The organism is Streptomyces sp. NBC_01166 (genome assembly GCF_045039765.1).
Taxonomy (GTDB): Bacteria; Actinomycetota; Actinomycetes; order Streptomycetales; family Streptomycetaceae; genus Streptomyces.
Map to the genome: position 1 here is coordinate 2,735,996 of NZ_CP108613.1, position 20,794 is coordinate 2,756,789.

Sequence of the window (20,794 nt, forward strand, 5' to 3'; positions counted from 1 at the left end):
CACACGCCCGGTACGGAACGGTCCGCGTACGGAACGGTCTCCGGGTGCGGCAGAATCGTGTCCATGGGCATAGTGGCCGGCTTGGACAGTTCATCCGCCTTCACGCACATCGTCGTCTGCGACACGGACACCGGTGCGGTGCTGCGGCAGGGGTACGCCGCGCATCCCATCGAGGCCAAGGCCTCGGAGGTGGATCCGCAGGCGTGGCTGCTCTCACTCGGTGAGGCGGCCTCAGGAGGGCTGCTCGAAGGCGTGCAGGCCATCGGTGTGTCCGCGCAGCAGCACGGGCTGGTGCCGCTGGACCACCAGGGCAATCTCGTACGGCCGGCGCTGCTCGGCAACGACCGACGGGCGCAGGCCGCCGCGGCGGATCTGATCGACGGGCTCGGCGGGCGGCAGCCCTGGGCCGAGGCCGTGGGGGCCGTCCCGCAGGCCGCGCAGCCCGTGGCGAAGCTCCGCTGGCTGGTGCGGTCGGAGCCGGAGAACGCGCAGCGCGTCGCCGCCGTCCTGCAGCCGCACGACTGGCTGGTGTGGCAGCTCCTCGGCCGGCCCGCCCGGCGTACGACCGACCGCGGTGCCGCGTCCGGCACCGGTTACTGGTCGGCGGGGACCGGGTCCTACCGGCCCGATCTCGTGGAACTCGCGCTCGGCCATCAGGCCGCGCTGCCCGAGGTCCTCGGCCCGGCCGACGCCGCGGGGACGACCCCGGAAGGGCTGCTGATCTCGGCGGGTACCGGCGAGACGATGGCGGCGGCCTTCGGGCTGGGCGTCGCGGTCGGGGACGCCGTGGTGTCGCTGGGCGCCTCGGGTTCGGTGATGGCCGTGCACCATGAGGCGCTGGCCGACCCCACAGGGATGATCACCTCCTTCGCCGACGCGACCGGGATGCATCTGCCGGTGGTCCACACGTCGAACGCGGTACGCGCACTGCGCGGCACGGCCGAGATGCTGGGCCTGGAGGGCCTCGACGAACTGTCCGCGCTGGCGCTGAAGTCGACCCCGGGTTCCTCGGGGCTCGTCCTGCTCCCCTATCTGGAGGGCGAGCGCACCCCGCACCTGCCGCACACCGCGGGAACGCTGAGCGGGCTGCGGCGCGAGTCGATGAAGCCCGAGCACCTGGCGCGGGCCTCCTTCGAGGGGATGCTGTGCTCACTGGCCGACGCCCTGGACGTGCTGCGGGACCGGGGTGTGGAGGTGCGGCGGGTGTTCCTGCTGGGCGCCGCCGCCGAACTGCCCGCCGTGCAGGCGCTGGCGCCCGCGTTGTTCGGGACCCAGGTCGTGGTGCCGCAGCCCGCCGAGTACGCGGCACTGGGCGCGGCCAGGCAGGCGGCGTGGGCCCTCGGGGTCTCGGAGGGGAAGCTCGACCCGCGTACTCCCCCGGCCTGGCAGGGCGCGGCGGCGCAGGTGCTGGAGCCGGGTGAGGAGCTCGCCGTGGGCCGCGCGGTACGCCAGCAGTACGGGGCGACAAGGGACCAGATCCACCCCGGGGCGTTCGGCGGAACCGCCTGAGCGACGCGGTCCCGGAATTTGACCGGGACTTGGACAAAAGCGTTGGCAGTCGGGGTGGGGGGTGCCGGAGTATGGACCGGCCTCTGCCCTCGCCGACTCCGAGAGACTCGCGTGCTCATAAAACTCCTGCGGACCTATCTGGGTCCGTACAGACGTCCCATCGTGCTGCTGGTGCTCCTCCAGCTGCTGCAGACCTGCGCAAGCCTCTATCTGCCCAGCCTCAACGCGGACATCATCGACAACGGTGTCGTGCAGGGCGACACGGGTTACATCCTGGAATTCGGCGGCGTGATGATCGCCGTCAGCGTCGTCCAGATCGTCTGCAACATCGGGGCGGTCTACTACGGGGCCCGGACGGCTTCCGCCCTGGGACGCGATGTGCGGGCGTCGATCTTCGGCCGGGTGCAGTCGTTCTCCGCACGCGAGGTGGGACGGTTCGGGGCTCCCTCGCTGATCACCCGTACGACCAATGACGTGCAGCAGGTCCAGATGCTCGTCCTGATGGCGTTCACCCTGATGGTGTCGGCGCCCATCATGTGTGTCGGCGGCGTCATCATGGCGCTCGGCCAGGACGTCCCGCTGTCGGCGGTGCTGCTGGCCGTGCTGCCCGTGCTCGGCATCTCGGTGAGCCTCATCGTGCGGAGGATGCGGCCGCTGTTCCGCACGATGCAGGTGCGGCTGGACACGGTGAACCGTGTGCTGCGCGAGCAGATCACCGGCAACCGCGTCATCCGCGCCTTCATCCGTGACGGCTACGAGGAGGAACGCTTCCGCCGCGCCAACACGGAGCTCACGGACGTCGCGGTGTCGACGGGGCGGCTGATGGCCCTGATGTTCCCGACGGTGATGACGGTCGTGAACCTGTCGTCCATCGCCGTGGTCTGGTTCGGGGCGCACCGCATCGACAGCGGCGGGATGCAGATCGGGGCGCTGACCGCGTTCCTCGCGTATCTGATGCAGATCGTCATGTCGGTGATGATGGCCACCTTCATGTTCATCATGGTGCCGCGTGCCGAGGTCTGCGCCGAGCGCATCCAGGAGGTCCTGGAGACCGAGTCGAGCGTGGTTCCGCCCACCGCTCCGGTCACGAAGCTGCTCAAACACGGCCATCTGGAGATACGGGGCGCGGAGTTCCGCTTCCCGGGTGCCGAGGAGCCGGTGCTGCGCTCGGTCGATCTCGTGGCGCGGCCCGGGGAGACGACCGCGATCATCGGGTCGACGGGCAGCGGGAAGTCGACGCTGCTCGGGCTCGTACCGCGGCTGTTCGACGCGACGGACGGCGATGTGCTCGTCGACGGTACGGACGTGCGGACGCTGGATCCGGTCCTGCTGGCGAAGACCGTGAGCCTGGTCCCGCAGAAGCCGTATCTGTTCTCGGGGACGGTCGCGACGAATCTCCGCTACGGCAATCCGGACGCGACCGACGAGGAGCTGTGGCACGCCCTGGAGGTGGCGCAGGCGAAGGACTTCGTGGAGCGGCTGGAACACGGGCTCGACGCACCGATCGCCCAGGGCGGCACCAATGTCTCCGGTGGCCAGCGGCAGCGGCTCGCGATCGCGCGGACGCTGGTGCAGCAGCCGGAGATCTACCTCTTCGACGACTCCTTCTCGGCCCTGGACTACGCGACGGACGCCGCGCTGCGCGCTGCGCTGTCCCGCGAGACGGCGGGGGCGACCGTCGTGACCGTGGCGCAGCGGGTCTCCACGATCCGTGACGCCGACCGGATCCTGGTGCTGGACGAGGGCCGGGTCGTCGGGACGGGCAGCCATCACGAGCTGATGGACGGCAATGAAACCTACCGGGAGATCGTGCTCTCCCAGCTGACGGAAGCGGAGGCCGCCTGATGGCCGGGCCGGGCGGACGGATGATGGCAGGGCCCGCCGAGCGGTCCATGGACTTCAAGGGGTCCGGGAAGCGGCTCCTGAGACGGTTCAGCAAGGAGAAGTCCTCGCTGTATCTGATGCTGGGCGCGGGAACGCTGAGCGTGGCGCTCTCCGTGCTGGGGCCCAAGATCCTCGGCGGGGCCACCGACCTGATCTTCGCGGGTGTCGTCGGACGGCAGATGCCGGACGGCACGACCAAGGAGCAGGCCATCGCCGGCCTGCGCGAGCGGGGCGACGGCGGGCTCGCCGACATGCTGACCGGGGTGGACTTCACCCCCGGCGACGGCATCGACTTCGGTGCGGTGGGCCAGGTCCTGCTGGCGGCGCTGGTGGTGTACGTCGGCGCGGGGCTGCTGATGCTGGTGTCGACCCGGCTGTCGATCCGGGTGATCAACCGGGTCGTCTTCCAGCTGCGCGAGGACCTGCAGACCAAGCTGGCGCGGCTCCCGCTCTCCTATTTCGACCGGCAGCAGCGCGGTGAGGTGCTGAGCCGGGCGACGAACGACATCGACAACATCTCGCAGACGATGCAGCAGACGATGGGCCAGCTCATCAACTCCCTGCTGACCATCGTCGGCGTCCTGATCATGATGTTCTGGATCTCGCCGCTGCTCGCCCTGGTCGCGCTGGTCACGATCCCGCTGTCCGTCTTCGTCGCGGCGCGGGTCGGCAAGCGGTCGCAGCCGCACTTCGTGGCGCAGTGGAAGGTGACGGGCAGGCTCAACGCCCACATCGAGGAGATGTACACCGGCCACGCCCTGGTGAAGGTCTTCGGGCGGCAGGAGGAGTCCGCGAGGGACTTCGCCGAGCAGAACGACGCGCTGTACGAGGCCGGCTTCAAGGCCCAGTTCAACAGCGGGATCATGCAGCCGCTGATGATGTTCGTGTCGAATCTGAACTACGTGCTGGTCGCGGTCGTCGGCGGTCTGCGGGTGGCGTCGGGTGCGCTGTCGATCGGTGACGTGCAGGCCTTCATCCAGTACTCGCGGCAGTTCTCGATGCCGCTGACGCAGGTCGCCTCGATGGCGAACCTGGTGCAGTCGGGCATCGCGTCCGCGGAGCGGGTCTTCGGCCTGCTGGACGCCGAGGAGCAGGAGCCCGACCCGGAGCCGACGGAGCGGCCGGAGGAGCGGCGCGGCAGCGTCTCCCTGGAGAACGTGTCCTTCCGTTACGACCCGGAGAAGCCCCTCATCGAGGACCTCTCGCTGAGCGTGGAGCCCGGCCACACGGTCGCCGTCGTCGGCCCGACCGGGGCCGGCAAGACGACGCTGGTCAACCTGCTGATGCGGTTCTACGAGGTGACGGGCGGGCGGATCGTCCTGGACGGGGTCGACGCGGCGAGGATGTCGCGTGACGAACTCCGCTCGGGCATAGGCATGGTGCTCCAGGACACCTGGCTGTTCGGCGGCACGATCGCGGAGAACATCGCCTACGGCGCGTCGCGCGAGGTCACCCGTGAGGAGATCGAGGAGGCCGCGCGGGCGGCCCACGCCGACCGCTTCGTCCGTACGCTGCCCGACGGTTACGACACGGTGCTCGACGACGAGGGCAGCGGGGTCAGCGCAGGCGAGAAGCAGCTGATCACCATCGCGCGGGCGTTCCTGTCCGACCCGGTGATCCTGGTGCTCGACGAGGCCACCAGCTCGGTGGACACCCGGACCGAGGTGCTGATCCAGAAGGCGATGGCGCGGCTGGCCCACGGCCGTACGAGCTTCGTGATCGCGCACCGGCTCTCCACCATCCGGGACGCGGACGTGATCCTGGTGATGGAGAACGGCTCGATCGTCGAACAGGGCACGCACGAGGGGCTGCTGGCGGCCGAGGGGGCCTACGCCCGCCTGTACGCCGCGCAGTTCGCGGAGGCACTGGCCGAGGTCGACTGACCGGGGCGGGCCGGGCTCGGCCCTGGTGGGCGGAGCCCGGCCCCTCTCAGTCGAGGTAGCCGCGCAGTTGGTCCGCGAAGGCGTGGTCCCGCAGCTTGCCGAGCGTCTTGGACTCGATCTGGCGGATGCGTTCGCGTGTCACGCCGAAGATCCGTCCGATCTCCTCGAGCGTGCGGGGCCGCCCGTCGTCGAGCCCGTAGCGGAGCTGGACGACCTTCCTCTCCCGCTCCCCGAGGGTGGAGAGCACCGTCTCCAGGTGTTCGCGCAGCAGGAGGAAGGCCGCGGACTCCACGGGTGAGGCGGCGTCTCCGTCCTCGATGAGGTCGCCGAAGGCGACGTCGTCCTCCTCGCCGACTGGGGCGTGCAGGGACACGGGTTCCTGGGCGAGGCGCCGGACCTCGACGACACGTTCCGGGGTCAGGTCGAGCTGGGCCGCGACCTCTTCGGCGGTGGGCTCGTAGCCGCGCTCCTGGAGCAGACGGCGCTGGACGCGCACGACCCGGTTGATCAGCTCGACGACATGCACCGGGACCCTTATGGTCCTGGCCTGGTCGGCCAGCGCGCGGGACATCGCCTGGCGGATCCACCACGTCGCGTACGTGGAGAACTTGTAGCCCCGGGCGTAGTCGAACTTCTCGACCGCCCTGATCAGTCCGAGGTTCCCCTCCTGGACCAGGTCGAGCATGGTCAGACCCCGGCCCACGTAGCGTTTGGCCACGGAGACCACGAGGCGGAGGTTGGCCTCGATGAGCCGGCGCTTCGCCATACGTCCCATGACGACGAGCCGGTCCAGGTCGAAGGCGAGCCGGGAGTCGGGGTCGGGGGTGGAGGCGAGCCGTTCCTCGGCGAAGAGTCCCGCCTCGACACGGCGGGCGAGGTCGACCTCCTCGGCTGCGCTGAGCAGTGGTATCCGCCCGATCTCCCGTAAGTACTGGCGGAAGAGGTCGGAGGTCGGTCCGCCCGCTTCCGAGCGGCTCCGCGGTTCGGAGGGCTCCACCGGTTCCTCCAGCACCGTCTGGGGCGTGCCCGCCGTCTCCGGGTGACGTGTGACCCGGTTCTGCGCGGGGATCGCCGGGACATGCTCGGTCGTGGTCGGCACGGTCCGGGTCTGCACGGGGGCGACCTCCAGGTGATCGCTGGCGGACCGCGGGGATGGAGTCCGCCCCGGGCGGACCGGCCGCGCTCCGACGACTCAGGAACCGTCACCCAGTGTGGGGTACGACACATCGCCGCCACGAGGGGCGTGCGGTGACTTTTTGCGTCCGGAGCGTAACGGGTCGCTGATCCGGCTCAGAGGGCGTCGGCGCCGTGGCTCCGCAGCGACTGTGCGTACTGCTGGAGGACCCAGACCTCGTTCTGCGCGGCGGCCAGATGGTCCGGGGCGACATTGCTGCCGAGGCGGGCGAGGCTGCTCTGTACGTCCTCGATCCTGCGGTCGACGGCGCGGAGGCGGACCTTGACGAGGTGCTGGCCCGCGTACGACTCGTCGATGGTCTTGCCGTGGAAGACCTCGACCGCGAGCTCGGTGACGAGCTTGCGCACCGTGTCGTCGGGGGTCGCGTCGAGCACCTGGACCAGATACTCGCGGGTCTCGGCGACGCCCAGCTCCGCGCCGCCCGCCTCCGCGATGCACTGGCGCACGGCGGCGTAGGGCGGGGCGGTGAACTCGTCGACTCCGTAGGCGTCGAACGCCGGGGAGACCAGGGCGGGCTTCTGCAGAGCAAGCTTGAGCAGCTCGCGCTCGGTGCGGTGCGCGGGGCTGCGGAGGTTGAGCGCGGGGCCGGACGGTACGGCGGGGGCCTGGACCTGCTGGTGCTGCGCGCTGCCGCCGCGCGAGGCCGACGCGGGTCCTCGCTGGTCTCCCCGCCCGCGGGCCCACTGGGCGAGCTGGTTGACCCGGTGGACGACGAATTCCTGGTCGAGGATGCCGACGAAACCGGCGAGCTGGACGGCCACCTCTCGCTGCACGCTGCTCGTCTTGATCTTGGCGACGACGGGGGCGGCCTCGTCGAGCGCGGCGGCCCGGCCGGCCGGGGTCTCCAGGTCGTACCGGCCGACGATCTGGCGGAGCGCGAATTCGAAGAGCGGGGTGCGGGGCTCCACCAGGTCCCGGACGGCGTCGTCGCCCTTGGCGAGCCGCAGGTCGCACGGGTCCATGTTGTCCGGGGCGATCGCGATGTACGTCTCGGCGGCGAACTTCTGGTCGTCCTCGAAGGCGCGCAGGGCCGCCTTCTGGCCCGCGGCGTCACCGTCGAAGGTGAAGATGACCCGGGCGCTGCCGTTGTCCATCAGGAGCCGTCGGAGGATCTTGATGTGGTCGTTGCCGAACGAGGTGCCGCAGGTGGCGATGGCGGTGGTGACCCCGGCGAGGTGGCAGGCCATGACATCGGTGTAGCCCTCGACGACGACGGCGCGGCTCGCCTTGGCGATGTCCTTCTTGGCCAGGTCGATGCCGTACAGCACCTGGGACTTCTTGTAGATCGAGGTCTCGGGGGTGTTGAGGTACTTCGGGCCGTTGTCGTCGTCGCGGAGCTTGCGGGCGCCGAAGCCGACGATGTCACCCGAGGTGTCGCTGATCGGCCACATCAGCCGGCCGCGGAAGCGGTCGATGGGGCCGCGGCGGCCGTCCTGGGAGAGACCGGAACTGATGAGCTCCTTGTCGCTGAAGCCCTTGCCGCGCAGATAGCGGGTGAGGTGGTCCCAGCCCGCGGGGCTGTAGCCGACACCGAAGTGGGCCGCCGCGTCCTGGTCGAAGCCGCGCGCGGCGAGGAACGCCCGGCCGATCTCCGCCTCCGGGCCGTTCAGCTGCTCGCGGTAGAAGTCCGCGGCGATCTTGTGGGCCTCGACCAGGCGGATGCGCTCGCCGCGCTGGTGGGAGGGGTTGTAGCCGCCCTCCTCGTACCGCAGGGTGATGCCCGCCTGCCCGGCGAGGCGTTCGACCGTCTCGGAGAAGGTGAGGTGATCGATCTTCATCACGAAGGCGATCGTGTCGCCGCCCTCCTGGCAGCCGAAGCAGTGGAACAGGCCCTTGGCCGGACTCACCTGGAAGGAGGGGGACTTCTCGTCGTGGAAGGGGCAGAGGCCCTTGAGGTTACCGCCGCCCGCGTTGCGCAGCTGAAGGTACTCGGACACGACGGCGTCGATCGGGACCGCGTCCCGGACCGCCTTCACGTCGTCGTCATTGATCCTGCCTGCCACGCGTGAAGTCTACGGGTGGGGCCGGGCATCCGGGACCGGCGGCAGCGGGGGCACGCCCCCGGGCGCCGGCCCGTCCCGGATGTCCGGGCCACCGGTCAGAGCAGGGATTCCAGGGGCACCGAGGGGTCGCCCAGGGTGTCCGGGTCGACCGGCCGGGCGGCCTTGATCAGCTTCTGGATGCCTTCGGTGACGTCCCACACATTGACGTTCATCCCGGCGAGAACCCTGCGGTCCTTCAGCCAGAAGGCGATGAACTCGCGCTTGCCGGCGTCGCCCCGGATGACGACCTGGTCGTACGAACCGGGCGGGGCCCAGCCGGAGTACTCCAGGCCGAGGTCGTACTGGTCGGAGAAGAAGTACGGCACCCGGTCGTACGACACGTCCTGGCCGAGCATGGCCTTCGCGGCGGCCGGTCCGCTGTTCAGGGCGTTCGCCCAGTGCTCCACGCGGAGCCGGCGGCCGAAGAGCGGATGGTCCACGGAGGCGATGTCCCCGGCGGCGTGGATGTGCGGGTCGGAGGTGCGCAGGGAGGCGTCGACGACGACACCACCGCCCTCGGCCCGGCCCGCCATGTCGAGCCCTGCGGCCTCGGCGAGCGAGGTCCGCGGCGCCGCGCCGATGGCGGCGAGCACGTCGTGGGCGGGGTGCTCCTCGCCGTCGTCGGTACGGGCCGCGAGGACCAGGCCGTCCTGTCCGGTGATCTCGGTGAGGCGGGCGCCGAAGTGGAAACGGACGCCGTGCTCCGCGTGCAGCTCGGTGAAGATCTGGCCGACCTCCGGGCCGACGACGTGGTGCAGCGGGGTCGGCGAGGGGGCGACGACGGTGACCTCCGCGCCGTAGCCGCGGGCCGCCGCGGCGACCTCCAGGCCGATCCAGCCGGCTCCGGCGATCACCAGGTGGCCGTTGTCGCGGCCGAGGGCGGCGAGGACGTTGCGCAGCCGGTCGGAGTGGGCGAGACGCCGCAGGTGGTGGACGCCGACGAGGTCGGTGCCCGGGATGTCGAGACGGCGGGGCTCCGCGCCCGTGGCGAGCAGCAGCTTGTCGTAGTGGACGACCGTGTTGTCGCCGAGCTGCACGGAGCGGCCGGCCCGGTCGATCGAGGTGACCACCTGGCCGAGGTGGAGCTCGATGTCGGCGCCCGCGTACCAGGCGGTCTTGTGGACGAACACCGAGTCCCGCTCGTCCTTGCCCAGCAGGTACCCCTTGGACAGGGGCGGCCGCTCGTACGGGTGGTCGCGCTCGTCGCCGATGAGGATCACCCGGCCGCTGAAGCCCTCCGCCCGGAGTGTCTCGGCCGCCTTCGCTCCGGCGAGCCCTCCGCCGATGATGACGAACGTCCGATGTGCGTCGACCACTTGATGCCTCCTCGGTACTGTGCTGCGCGGCGCCGCCACCTGCGAGCGTCCCGCACGCAGCGTGATGGCGAAAGAGGGTGTGCCCCGATCAGGTCACCGCCGCTGGCATGTGGCCCGGTCATGGTCCAGTCTGCCCAACACCCGTGAGACTCCCGTGGAGGGTTCGTGCGGAGGCGTCCGTCAGCGCGGCGATCTGGTCGACGAGGACCCTCTTGCGGGCCCGGTCGTCGGCGGCCGCCGCGTACAGCGCACGGAACTGCGGTTCGAGTCCTTCGGGCGCGCGGGCGGTGAGCGCGGCCGCGAGCTCGGCGATGACGATCCGCTGATCGGCGCGGATGACCTCCTGCTCGGCGCGCTGCATGACGTAACGGTCCGCGACGGCCTTGAGCACGGCGCACTCGTTGCGCACCTCGCGCGGGACGATCAGCTCGGCGCCGTACCTGCCGAGCCGGCCGGGTCCGTACGCGGAACGGGTCGCGGCCTCGGCGGCGAGGCAGAACCTGCCGATGAGCTGGCTCGTCGCGTCCTTCAGCCGGGCCTGGGCTACCGCCGTGCCGTCGTAGCCGTGCGGCCACCACTCCTGGGCGGTGAGGCGGTCGAGGGCGTCGGTGAGCTCCTGGGGGTCGGTGCCCGCCGGGACGTACCGTCCGATGGCGACGCCCCAGATCTCCGCGCGCTCCGGCTCGGAGAAGAGGCAGCCGGGGTCGATGTGCCCGGCGTGCAGCCCGTCCTCGAAGTCGTGCACCGAGTAGGCGACGTCGTCGGACCAGTCCATGACCTGGGCCTCGAAGCATCTGCCGTCCTGGGGCGCGCCCTCGCGGACCCAGGCGAAGACCGGCAGGTCGTCCTCGTACACCCCGAATTTCGGTGAGTCCGGGTCGGTGGGGTGCGCGCCCCGGGGCCACGGGTACTTCGTGGCGGCGTCCAGGGCGGCACGGGTCAGATTGAGCCCGACGCTGACGAGCTCCCCGCTGCGGGGATCGCGGACGAAACGCTTCGGTTCCAGGCGGGTCAGCAGGCGCAGCGACTGCGCGTTGCCCTCGAAGCCTCCGCAGTCCGACGCGAAGTCGTTGAGGGCCTGTTCGCCGTTGTGCCCGAAGGGCGGGTGGCCCATGTCGTGGGAGAGGCAGGCCGCCTCCACGAGGTCGGGGTCGCAGCCGAGCGCGGCGCCGAGCTCCCGGCCGACCTGGGCGCACTCCAGGGAGTGGGTGAGCCGGGTGCGGGGGCTGGCGTCCCAGGACAGGCCGCGGGTGCCCGGCGTGACGACCTGGGTCTTGCCGGCGAGCCTGCGCAGGGCGGCGGAGTGGAGCACCCGGGCGCGGTCGCGCTGGAAGGCCGTACGTCCGGGCCGTTTGTCGGGCTCGGTGTCCCAGCGCTCGGTGTCAGCGGTGCCGTAGGGCGTGTCCCTGGGGTCGTGCGTACCGTCCATGCTCCCGAGATTAGACCGGGGGGCTGACAGGAACGGTCAGGCGGTGGCGAGCAGGGGCGGGTGTGCCAGGGGTGCGTGGGCGGACGCGGTCCCGGTGAGGGCCTGGTCGTAGCGGTGCAGCAGGAGGCGCGCCATGGCGGGGTGCGCGCCCAGCGGGGCGGCGGCGACGCCCGGGGCGGCGGCGGCCGAGACGGTCGCGAAGCGGCCGGGGGCCGTGAAGTAGGAGGCGAGGGCCACCCGGTGGCGGCCGCGGGCGGCGAGTGCGCGCAGGGCGGTGGGCACGTCGGGGGTGGCCGCCGAGGCGTAGGCGGGCACGACGGGCACCCCGCCGAGGCGGTCGCTGAGCATGGCGGCGGTGCGGCGCGCGTCGACGTCCGAGTCGGGGTCGCGCGATCCGGCGGCGGCGAGCACGACGGCGGCGTCGCGGCTCGTGCCGTCCTCGTCCCGCCAGCCGGCCTCGGCCAGGCGCTCGTACAGGGCCTCGACGAGCAGCGGGTGCGGTCCGAGCGGGGCTGCCACCCGGGTCCGGAGGTGGCCCGCGGCCGCCGCGGCGAGAGGCAGGTCGTGCCGGACGTGGTGGCCGCGGCCGAGCAGCAGGGGCACGAGCACGGCGTCACCCCGCCCGATGCCGTCCAGTGTGTCCGGCAGCAGGGGCTCGTTCAGCTCGATGTGGCCGAGCCGGACGTCGAGGGCGGGCCGCAACTCCCGTACCCGGTCCAGGAGTTCCAGGACGGTCTGCAGGGCCTGCGGGTCCCGGCTGCCGTGCGCGACGGCGACCAGGGTCGGGGCGGATCTCCGGATGCGGTGCATAGGCCTGCGGGTTCCGTTCGGGGAGACGAGGCTGAGCTGGGTTCCGAGCTGGGCGGTGATACGGGTCAGGAGTTGCGCCGTGCTGTCGAGGGGCAGGGGCTCACGAGGGTGTTCCGGTGCCGTCTCCGTCATGGACCGATGGTGCCGGGCGGACGTTGCCGGGCCGTTTCGCACCGGTGACGGGTGTTTGCCTCTGCCTCACAGGGTGGGGGCCCTGGGTGTCAGTGCGTGTTCACACCGGAGCGTGAATTCGCATCGGCCGCGAACCTTTCGTCCTTGTCGTTCGTCCCTTTCCTGAGGGATCAGGTACGAGCGCGGGGGGCGCGGGCATGCGGCTGAGGACACCGGGAGGGCTCCGCCATGTGGGGCGCGTGGCGCTGGGAGGGCTCGCCGCCGCGCGGCCGCGGCTGGTGCGGACCCGGCGGGGGCAGCGGCGGCTCGTGCAGGTGCTGATGGTCGTCTGCGCGGTGGCGCTGGCGCCCGCGGCCTGGCTGCACACCACGGCCGACTCCCGGGTGCGGACGACGGCCGACGCCCCGGCGCGGGAGGTCGCCGTGGTGTTCGGGGCGGGGCTGTGGGAGGGCCGGCCGTCGCCGTATCTCGCGCACCGGCTGGACACAGCCGCCGAGCTGTACAGGGCGGGCAAGGTCCGGGCCCTGCTGGTCACCGGGGACAACAGCCGCGTGGAGTACGACGAACCGGACGCCATGCGCACGTACCTCAGGGCGCGCGGGGTGCCGGACGGCCGGATCGTCAGCGACTACGCGGGCTTCGACACATGGGACTCCTGCGTCCGGGCCAAGAGGATATTCGGGGTCGACCGGGCCGTCCTGGTGAGCCAGGGCTTCCACATACGGCGGGCGATCGCCCTGTGCCGCTCGGCCGGGATCGACGCGTACGGGGTGGGGGCCGACGACGTACACGATGCCACCTGGTACTACGGCGGGACGCGGGAGGTGTTCGCGGCGGGCAAGGCGCTCCTGGACGTGGTGTTCGAGCCGGACCCGCACTTCCTGGGGCCGCGGGAGCCGGGGGTGGAGGAGGCGCTCGCGGGTGACCTCACGGCGGCGGGCGGGGCGGGCTGAGGTGTGCGTACCGGGGGCGTAACCGGACGCACCGGCACTCGTAATACCCGCCTCGCACGCTGGGTGTATGGCCCGCACCGAGACGTCCACCCACTGCCCGTACTGCGCGCTCCAGTGCGGGATGAAGCTGCGACCGGTCACCGACGGCGGGGTGGTCGAGGTCGTGGAGCGTACGGAATTCCCCGTCAACCGGGGAGCCCTGTGCGGCAAGGGGCGCACGGCTCCCGCCGTGCTCGCCGCGGGGGTGCGGCTGACGGGGCCCCTCGTGCGCGGCGAGGGCGGTGAGCTGGCGCCGGCGAGCTGGGACGAGGCGCTGGGGAGGATCGCGGACGGCCTGCGCGGGACGCGCGCGGAGCACGGCGCGGACGCCGTCGGCGTATTCGGCGGGGGCGGTCTCACCAACGAGAAGGCGTACGCCCTCGGGAAGTTCGCCCGGGTGGTGCTCGGCACCTCGCAGATCGACTACAACGGCCGCTTCTGCATGTCCTCGGCGGCCGCCGCGCACCAGCGGGCCTTCGGTCTCGACCGCGGGCTGCCGTTTCCTCTGGAGGACATCCCCCGGACCGGGTGCGTGATCCTGGTCGGCTCGAATCTCGCGGAGACGATGCCGCCCGCGCTGCGCTATCTGACCGAGCTGCGGGAGAACGGCGGCCGGCTGATCGTCATCGATCCGCGCCGGACCAGGACGGCCGAACAGGCGGATCTCCACCTGGCGCCCCGGCCGGGCACCGACCTCGCCCTCGCGCTGGGCATGCTGCATCTGGTCGTGGCGGACGGCCGGGTGGACGAGGAGTTCGTCCGCGCCCGGACGAGCGGCTGGGACGAGGCCAGGGCGGGCGCCATGGCGCACTGGCCGGAGCTGGTGGAGCGCCTCACCGGGGTGCCGGTGCCGCAGCTGCGCGAGGCCGTGGAGATGTTCTGCGGGGCGGAGAGCGGGATGGTGCTCACCGCGCGGGGTCCCGAGCAGCAGTCGAAGGGGACGGACACGGTCGGCGCGTGGATCAACTTCTGCCTGGCCACCGGCCGGGCGGGCCGTCCGCTCTCCGGGTACGGCTGTCTGACCGGGCAGGGCAACGGGCAGGGCGGCCGGGAGCACGGCCAGAAGGCCGACCAGCTGCCCGGCTACCGCAAGCTCACCGATCCGGCGGCGCGGCGCCATGTGGCCGGGGTCTGGGGCATCGACCCCGATTCACTGCCGGGGCCGGGGCGCAGTGCGTACGAGTTGCTGGACGCCCTGGGGCGGGATGTGCGGTCCCTGCTGGTCATGGGGTCCAACCCGGTCGTGTCGGCGCCGCACGCGGGGCACATCGAGGAGCGGCTGAAGTCGCTGGACTTCCTGGCGGTCGCGGACGTGGTGCTGTCGGAGACGGCGGCGCTGGCCGATGTGGTGCTGCCGGTGACGCAGTGGGCGGAGGAGAGCGGGACGACGACCAGCCTGGAGGGCCGGGTGCTGCTGCGGCAGCGCGCGGTCACCCCGCCGGAAGGGGTGCGCAGCGACCTGGAGGTGCTGAACGCGCTGGCCGGGCTCCTGGGGCACGGGAAAGGCTTCCCGGCCGATCCGGAGGAGGTCTTCGACGAGCTGCGGAGGGCCTCGGCGGGCGGTCCCGCCGACTACGCGGGCATCACCTACGCCCGGATCGCGGCGGAGGACGGAGTGTTCTGGCCGTGCCCGGACGAGGAGCACGCCGGGACGCCGAGGCTGTTCCTGGAGCGGTTCGCCACGGACGACGGCCGGGCCCGGTTCGTCCCCGTCACGCACCGGGCCGCCGCGGAGGAGACGGACGCGGAGTACCCGGTGGTGCTGACCACCGGGCGGGTCGTGTCCCAGTACCAGTCGGGGGCGCAGACCCGCCGGGTGGCCGAGCTGAACGCAGCCGCCCCCGGGCCTTTCGTGGAGCTGCATCCCCGGCTCGCCGAGCGGATCGGGGTGGCCGAGGGCGAGGACGTCGCGGTCACCTCGCGGCGGGGGCGGGCGGTGGCACCGGCGCGGATCACCGTGGCGATCCGGCAGGACACCGTGTTCATGCCGTTCCACTGGCCGGGCGCGGGCCGGGCCAACTCCTTGACGAACCCGGCGCTGGACCCGGTGTCACGCATGCCGGAGTTCAAGGTGTGCGCCGTGCGGGTGGAAGCGGCCGGCTGAGCCAGTCGCCGCCCGGTACGGGTGTGCCACCGGTGCGCAGGGAGCGGGCGACGGCCGTGGCGGCGAGGTACACCCAGGCGCGCACTGGCTCGGCGGAACCAAGCGCGGCGGAGCCGGGCGCGTCCGGCAGCTCCGCGGGGACGGCCCGGCGGACCACCCGCTCGTACAGATTGCGCCGGTGGTCCGGTCCCAGGTACTGCTCCAGGTCGTCCAGGAGCCCGAGCAGTTCCGGGTACGCCCCGGGCGCGGCGGTGACCAGTGCGCCGTGGACGGTGCCGTGGCCCTCGATCGCGTACGGATAGCCCGGGCCCTCGTAGAGGAGGGCGCCCGGCAGCACGGCCGGCCGTTCCCCACGGGTACGGCCCCGGAGGAACCGGTCGTGGTTGGGCTCCCCCGGGAGCAGGGTGCCGTATACGAAGAAGGGCAGCCGGGCGCCGGTCACAGCTTCGCGTCGGGAGCCGTCTCCGCGGACACCCAGGCGAGGTAGCGGTCGCTGCCGCGCACGACGGGCGTCGCGATGATCTCGGGCGTCCCGTAGCCGTGGGCCGCGACGAGGTGGGCCTCCAGCTCGTCGTAACGCGCGGCCGCCGTCTTGAACAGCACCTGCCATTCCTGAGCGGTCTCGACGGCGTCCTGCCACCGGTAGACGGAGGTGACGGGCGCCGAGATCTGGGCGCAGGCGGCGAGCCGCGCGTCCACCGCGCCCCGGGCCAGGGCGTGGGCCTTCTCCTCGCTGTCCGTCGTGGTCAGTACGGTCAGCCATGCGGGCTCGGTCATCCCGGGTCTCCTCGTTCTCGGCGTCCGTGCCCTTCGATTGTCGGCGCTCGCGGGTCAGCCGGCGTACGGGTGCCGGGTCCTGGCCTCGCGCAGGGCGCGGCCCCACCAGACCAGCTGGTCGAGCATCCTCTTGGCCGCCCCGTCGACCTGGCCCGGGTCCTTGTGCACGCCCCGGTCGTCGAAGAGCGCGCCAGCGTTGTGGAAGGAGACGGTGTCGCGGATGGAGACGGCGTGCAGTTCGGCGAAGACCTGGCGGAGGTGTTCGACGGCCCGCAGGCCGCCGGAGATTCCGCCGTACGACACGAACGCGACGGGTTTGGCCTGCCATTCGGCGAAGTGCCGGTCGATGAGGTTCTTCAGCGGGGCCGGGTAGGAGTGGTTGTACTCGGGGGTCAGTACGACGAAGGCGTCGGCTTGTGCCAGCCGGGGAGCCACCTCGGCGGCCCCGGTGGCAGGCGGTTCGGTCTCGGCGACATCGATGAGCTCGGTCTCGATGTCCGGGTGGCCGGCCGCCCGCCCGAGGAACCATTCGGCGACGACGGGCCCGAAGCGCCCCTCACGGTTGCTGCCGAGGATGACGGCGACCTTCAGCGGGGCGTCGGACGGAGTGGGAACAGCTGTGGTGAGGTCCATGCATCGCAGACTCACACCTCAACCATGATTGAGGTCAAGCGCCGTGGCGCGACACCTACGCTGGAGGTCATGACGATCTTCGCACCGGACCTCTACGTCGAGTTCGACGGCCGCCCCGCCACCGGGGACGATCTGCGGATCCCGGCCTTCGCGAGCTACGGCCACTTCACCGCGATGCAGGTCAGAAACCGCACCGTACGAGGCCTCGCGCTGCACCTGGACCGGCTGGACTCCGCGAACCGGGAGCTCTTCGGCCTGCCCCTGGACGGGGAGCGCGTGCGTGAACTGATCGGGCACGCGCTCGACGGCGCCGGGGCCCGGGACGCGTCGGTCCGGGTCCACGCCTTCATGCCACCGGGCAGCGCGGCGACGGTGCCGATGGTGACTGTGCGGGAGCCCGCCCGCGCGGACGGCGCACCGCAGAGCCTGATGTCGGTCCCGTTCGCGCGCTCCCTGCCGCACATCAAGCGCCCCGGCGAGTTCTGCCAGATCTATTACGGGCAGCAGGCCTGCCGGGCGGGGTTCGACGAGGCGCTGCTGACCTCGCCGGGCGGCATGGTGACCGAGGGGTCGATCACCAACATCGGCTTCTGGGACGGCACTTCGGTCGTCTGGCCGGACGCCCCGGCGCTGACCGGCATCACCATGGCACTGCTGGAGAGCGGACTCGAACGGACGGACCGGCCCTCGCTACGGCACGGAGTGACGCTGGACGGGCTGGACGCGTACCGGGCGGCGTTCGTCACCAACTCGCAGGGCATCGCGCCGGTCCACCGGATCGACGACACGCCCTTCACCGTCGACGAGGACCTGATGACACTGCTCGGCCAGGTGTACGAGGCCACTCCTCGCGACGCCGTCTGACCACCCCGGCATGCGGGAGCATGGGGCCATGCAGATCCATATCGAAGCATCGGAACTCCCGGGCCGCACCTGCGGCCCCGACACCGACTTCGCCGGTTTCGACAACATTCACGTCGGCGTGCAGCGCAAGGACCGGCCTGGCGAACTGCTCGGCCTGCACCCGGGCGACGCGGCTCGCGCCTCCTGGACCCTGGACTGCACCGCCGTACCCACCGCGGAGGGCATCGAGGTGTCGGGACCGTACGTCCAGAACCGGCTCGGAGGGCGCTTCGTCTATCTGTCCTGGGGCACCGTGGACGACTCCGGTCTCTTCACGATGTTCCGCCGCGCCAAGCTGATGATGAGCGACATCGGCCCGGAGGTCCTGGAGGCCGCCTCGCGGTCGGGGCATCTCACCGCGCGGCTGCGCCTGACCGACGGCAGGGGTCAGCCCCGGTGCGCCCGTGTACGGCCGCCGGACATCGAGTGGTCCGCGACGGACGGGAACAGCCCTCGGGGGAGCTGAACCGGAGGGGGAACGACACCGCCCTCACCGGTCCCAGGGGGGGTGGGCCGGTGAGGGCGGTTGCCGTGGGGCCGGCGGGGGGGCTGCCGTCCCGTGGGGGGGTAGAGACCGTTTGCCCGGCCGACAGAGGTCCATTCGTGTGATCTGCGTCACACTCGCTGGGGGGGTGGGCTCACCCGATCGGCACCGGGCGGGGTGATCGGCCTGCGTCACCGCCGCGACCTGCGCGGGACCGGTCGGCCGGACGCGTTCCCCGGGTCCGTACGGGTGAAAGCTGACCATGCGTCAGCATGCGGCCGGGGGGCGGGGCCACTTACCTCGGAGACAGGACACATCCGTCTGCCCGGAGGATTCCCATGCGCAGCCCTGCCCGCCTCGTGACCGGTACCGCCGCCGCGGCCCTCACCGCCGCCGCGCTCGGACTCGCCATCCCGTCCGCGCACGCGGACAGCCTCGGCAGACCGGAGCTCGCCGCGGCGACGGCCGCGCCCGGCGCGGCGGACTGCGCCGCCGAGGAGGGCCTGGCCGACCTGGACACGGCCGCCTTCTGCGAGAACGGCGGGGCATCCGATGAGCTGGGGGCGCCGCTCGAAGACCTGGAGGCCGGGGATCCCGGACCGGCCGACGGTCCGGATCCGCTCGCGGGCCTGGAGACGGCCGAGGATCCGGCAGCGGTTCCGGGGTCCTCCTGGCCGGAGACGGAGACCGGGGACGAGGGCGGCACCGGGACCGGGGACGAGGCCGGAACGCTCCAGCGGCCCGGGACGGGCGCGGGGACAGCACCCGGAACGGGCAACCGCCCCGAACCCGTGCCCCCGCACGCGACCGACCCGGGATCCGCCGAACCGCCGGGGCACAGGCCCACGACCGCGCCCAGCCCCAGCCGGCCTTCCGGCCATGTCGGGACGGGTGTCGGCGGCAGCGCCGCCCCCGACACCGCCCAGCTCGCCGCGGGCGCCGGCCTCGTCGGAGCCGCGGCCATCAGCGGTCTCCTGCTCGTGCGCCGCCGCCGCGCCGACGGCCCGCGTCACTGAGGACGGCGCGCGTCACCGAGGACGACCGGCGAAGGACGAGACGTGGACAGGACGGCACTGAGAGCGAGGGCCTGGCTGGCGGGCGTCGCCGCACTGTGCGGCATCTGGCTGGTCCACAACGGCGCGGTCATCCGGACCGTCGCCCCCCAGCCCTCCACCGCCGAGGCCTTCGCGGCCGGCCCCGAGGTACGCCCGCGCACCCGGGTCGCCGACCCGCTGCGCCCCTCCGAACCGGTCAGGATCCGTATCCCCGGCATCGGTGTGGACGCGCCCATGACGGGTCTCGGGCTGACCGCGGACGGCAGCCTCGACGCACCGCCCGCCGGGAACCGCAACCTCGCTGGCTGGTTCGAGGGCGGCACGCCGCCCGGCGCCAAGGGCACCGCGATAGTGGCCGGTCATGTCGACAACGCCGAGGGACCGTCCGTGTTCTACGGCCTGGGATCCCTGAAGAAGGGGGCCGGGGTCGAGATCGACCGGCGGGACGGCAGCACCGCCGTCTTCTCGGTCGACGCGGTCGAGGTGTACGAGAAGGACGAGTTCCCCGACAAGCGCGTCTACGGCGCCACTCCGCACGCCTCGCTGCGGCTGATCACCTGCGGCGGCGGCTTCAGCCGCGAGACGGGCTACCAGGGCAACGTGGTGGCGTACGCCCACCTCGCCGAGGTGCGCTGACGGCTCGCACCGGCCGAGGCCGAGGCACGCTGCTCCGACGGCTCACCGGACGAGGCGGAGGCGCGTCGGCCCGACCGCTCCCCGGCCACGGCCCGACCGCTCCGGTCAGGCCGTCCACTGGTCGAAGCCGAGCTTGGCGACCAGCGAGAACACCACGACCAGCAGCACCCCGCGGACGAAGTCGCTGCCCTTCCTGAGCGCCATCCGCGCCCCGAGCATCCCGCCCGCCAGATTGAATACGGCCATCAGCGCGGCCAGCTGCCACAGGACGGTGCCCTGGTAGGCGAACATCGCCAGCGCCCCGCCGTTGGTGCAGACGTTCACGATCTTCGCGGTGGCGGAGGCGGTGACCAGGTCGAGGTGGAGCACCGCGGTCAGCGCCAGCACCAGGAAGGTGCCCGTGCCCGGCCCGAAGAGCCCGTCGTAGAAGCCGATTCCGCCGCCCACCAGCACGATCGCGGTGACCGTGCGGACCCGGGTGACCTTCTTGCCCGTGTCGCCGGCCGCCGCCGTGCCGAAGGACGGGCGCAGCATCACGAAGGCCGCGACGGCGAGCAGCACCACCATGATCACCGGACGCAGGACGTCGCTGCTGATGCCCGCGGCGAAGAAGGCACCCGTCATCGATCCCGCGAGCGCCATGAGCCCGATCCGCACGGCGGTGCCCACCCGCACCGGCGCCCTGCGTACGTAGGTCACGGCGGCGCCCGAGGTGCCGACGATGGCGACGGCCTTGTTGGTGCCGAGTACGTGTGCGGCGGGGACGTGCGGGAGGCCGAGCAGCAGTGCGGGCAGGAGGAGCAGCCCGCCGCCGCCCACCACCGCGTCGATCCATCCGGCCACCGCCGCGGCCAGGCAGAGCAGGACGAGGGTGGTCAGCGTTATCTCGGGCATGTCCGCGACCTTAGGCAAGCGATAGGTGCCTGGTCCAACCAGTTGCCCCGCCCTCACAGAGAGCCTCCCCGCGCGCTGAGCGCAAGGTTCCTCCCGGGAAACAGGAGGGATGCGGT

General features: G+C 72.1%; 18 protein-coding genes. 9 read left to right on the forward strand and 9 right to left on the reverse strand.

What is annotated here, in order from left to right; translation table 11 throughout:
* Nucleotides 1-63 precede the first annotated feature (63 nt).
* The 3 genes from OG379_RS12750 to OG379_RS12760 all read left to right on the forward strand — a co-directional run bounded on the left by OG379_RS12750 (nucleotide 64) and on the right by OG379_RS12760 (nucleotide 5,276).
* Nucleotides 64-1,509 (forward strand): FGGY family carbohydrate kinase, encoded by a 1,446-nt coding sequence (locus OG379_RS12750; protein ID WP_393761792.1) that lies wholly within the window; start codon nucleotides 64-66, stop codon nucleotides 1,507-1,509.
* Between the two features lie 111 nt (nucleotides 1,510-1,620).
* The gene (locus tag OG379_RS12755) at nucleotides 1,621-3,354 is read left to right on the forward strand and encodes an ABC transporter ATP-binding protein (RefSeq protein WP_405662206.1); all 1,734 of its coding nucleotides are present in this window, start codon (nucleotides 1,621-1,623) and stop codon (nucleotides 3,352-3,354) included.
* Nucleotides 3,354-5,276: an ABC transporter ATP-binding protein gene (locus tag OG379_RS12760; RefSeq protein WP_405662208.1), complete on the forward strand. Its 1,923-nt coding sequence runs from the start codon at nucleotides 3,354-3,356 to the stop codon at nucleotides 5,274-5,276. Before OG379_RS12755 ends, OG379_RS12760 begins: the two co-directional genes overlap by 1 nt.
* Nucleotides 5,277-5,322: 46 nt before the next feature.
* Here OG379_RS12760 and OG379_RS12765 read toward each other — a convergent pair whose 3' ends face one another.
* The 5 genes from OG379_RS12765 to OG379_RS12785 form a co-directional block, all read right to left on the reverse strand.
* A complete protein-coding gene (locus OG379_RS12765) occupies nucleotides 5,323-6,405 on the reverse strand; it encodes an RNA polymerase sigma factor (RefSeq protein ID WP_405668490.1) in 1,083 nt (360 codons plus the stop codon).
* Nucleotides 6,406-6,566: 161 nt separating this feature from the next.
* Nucleotides 6,567-8,474: a DNA primase gene (gene dnaG / locus OG379_RS12770; RefSeq protein ID WP_405662211.1), complete on the reverse strand. Its 1,908-nt coding sequence runs from the start codon at nucleotides 8,472-8,474 to the stop codon at nucleotides 6,567-6,569.
* Between the two features lie 95 nt (nucleotides 8,475-8,569).
* Entirely contained in the window at nucleotides 8,570-9,829 is a 1,260-nt protein-coding gene (locus tag OG379_RS12775) for an NAD(P)/FAD-dependent oxidoreductase (protein WP_405662212.1), read from the reverse strand.
* 118 nt (nucleotides 9,830-9,947) lie between these two features.
* Nucleotides 9,948-11,258, reverse strand: a complete 1,311-nt coding sequence (locus OG379_RS12780; RefSeq protein ID WP_405662215.1) for a deoxyguanosinetriphosphate triphosphohydrolase — start codon at nucleotides 11,256-11,258, stop codon at nucleotides 9,948-9,950.
* 36 nt (nucleotides 11,259-11,294) lie between these two features.
* A complete protein-coding gene (locus OG379_RS12785; protein ID WP_405662217.1) occupies nucleotides 11,295-12,200 on the reverse strand; it encodes a sirohydrochlorin chelatase in 906 nt (301 codons plus the stop codon).
* Between the two features lie 197 nt (nucleotides 12,201-12,397).
* Here OG379_RS12785 and OG379_RS12790 point away from each other — a divergent pair, with 197 nt between their 5' ends.
* Both OG379_RS12790 and OG379_RS12795 read left to right on the forward strand, forming a co-directional pair.
* Nucleotides 12,398-13,153 carry a vancomycin high temperature exclusion protein gene (locus tag OG379_RS12790; RefSeq protein WP_405662219.1) on the forward strand — a complete coding sequence of 252 codons (756 nt, stop codon included), beginning with the start codon at nucleotides 12,398-12,400 and terminating at the stop codon, nucleotides 13,151-13,153.
* Nucleotides 13,154-13,220: 67 nt separating this feature from the next.
* Nucleotides 13,221-15,296, forward strand: a complete 2,076-nt coding sequence (locus tag OG379_RS12795; protein WP_405662221.1) for a molybdopterin oxidoreductase family protein — start codon at nucleotides 13,221-13,223, stop codon at nucleotides 15,294-15,296.
* Here OG379_RS12795 and OG379_RS12800 read toward each other — a convergent pair.
* Genes OG379_RS12800 through OG379_RS12810 form a run of 3 tightly spaced genes read right to left on the reverse strand, consistent with a single transcriptional unit; the run spans nucleotide 15,259 to nucleotide 16,706 of the window.
* Complete coding sequence (locus OG379_RS12800) at nucleotides 15,259-15,738, reverse strand: gamma-glutamylcyclotransferase family protein (protein ID WP_405662223.1); 480 nt, start codon at nucleotides 15,736-15,738, stop codon at nucleotides 15,259-15,261. The genes OG379_RS12795 and OG379_RS12800 overlap by 38 nt on opposite strands.
* On the reverse strand, nucleotides 15,735-16,073 hold the full coding sequence (cutA, locus tag OG379_RS12805) for a divalent-cation tolerance protein CutA (RefSeq protein ID WP_405662225.1): 339 nt from the start codon (nucleotides 16,071-16,073) through the stop codon (nucleotides 15,735-15,737). The genes OG379_RS12800 and cutA overlap by 4 nt, the downstream gene beginning before the upstream one ends.
* Nucleotides 16,074-16,127: 54 nt before the next feature.
* Complete coding sequence (locus OG379_RS12810; RefSeq protein WP_393761815.1) at nucleotides 16,128-16,706, reverse strand: NADPH-dependent FMN reductase; 579 nt, start codon at nucleotides 16,704-16,706, stop codon at nucleotides 16,128-16,130.
* 69 nt (nucleotides 16,707-16,775) lie between these two features.
* Here OG379_RS12810 and OG379_RS12815 point away from each other — a divergent pair, with 69 nt between their 5' ends.
* The 4 genes from OG379_RS12815 (at nucleotide 16,776) to OG379_RS12830 (ending at nucleotide 19,784) form a co-directional block, all read left to right on the forward strand.
* A complete protein-coding gene (locus tag OG379_RS12815; protein WP_405662228.1) occupies nucleotides 16,776-17,570 on the forward strand; it encodes an aminotransferase class IV in 795 nt (264 codons plus the stop codon).
* 28 nt (nucleotides 17,571-17,598) lie between these two features.
* Complete coding sequence (locus OG379_RS12820) at nucleotides 17,599-18,075, forward strand: DUF5990 family protein (protein ID WP_405662230.1); 477 nt, start codon at nucleotides 17,599-17,601, stop codon at nucleotides 18,073-18,075.
* A 356-nt stretch (nucleotides 18,076-18,431) separates the two neighbouring features.
* Nucleotides 18,432-19,109: a hypothetical protein gene (locus OG379_RS12825; RefSeq protein ID WP_405662232.1), complete on the forward strand. Its 678-nt coding sequence runs from the start codon at nucleotides 18,432-18,434 to the stop codon at nucleotides 19,107-19,109.
* 42 nt (nucleotides 19,110-19,151) lie between these two features.
* Nucleotides 19,152-19,784: a class F sortase gene (locus OG379_RS12830; RefSeq protein ID WP_405662235.1), complete on the forward strand. Its 633-nt coding sequence runs from the start codon at nucleotides 19,152-19,154 to the stop codon at nucleotides 19,782-19,784.
* Between the two features lie 105 nt (nucleotides 19,785-19,889).
* On the opposite strand, the gene OG379_RS12835 is transcribed toward OG379_RS12830, so the two are convergent.
* The gene (locus tag OG379_RS12835) at nucleotides 19,890-20,678 is read right to left on the reverse strand and encodes a sulfite exporter TauE/SafE family protein (protein ID WP_405662237.1); all 789 of its coding nucleotides are present in this window, start codon (nucleotides 20,676-20,678) and stop codon (nucleotides 19,890-19,892) included.
* Nucleotides 20,679-20,794 lie beyond the last annotated feature (116 nt).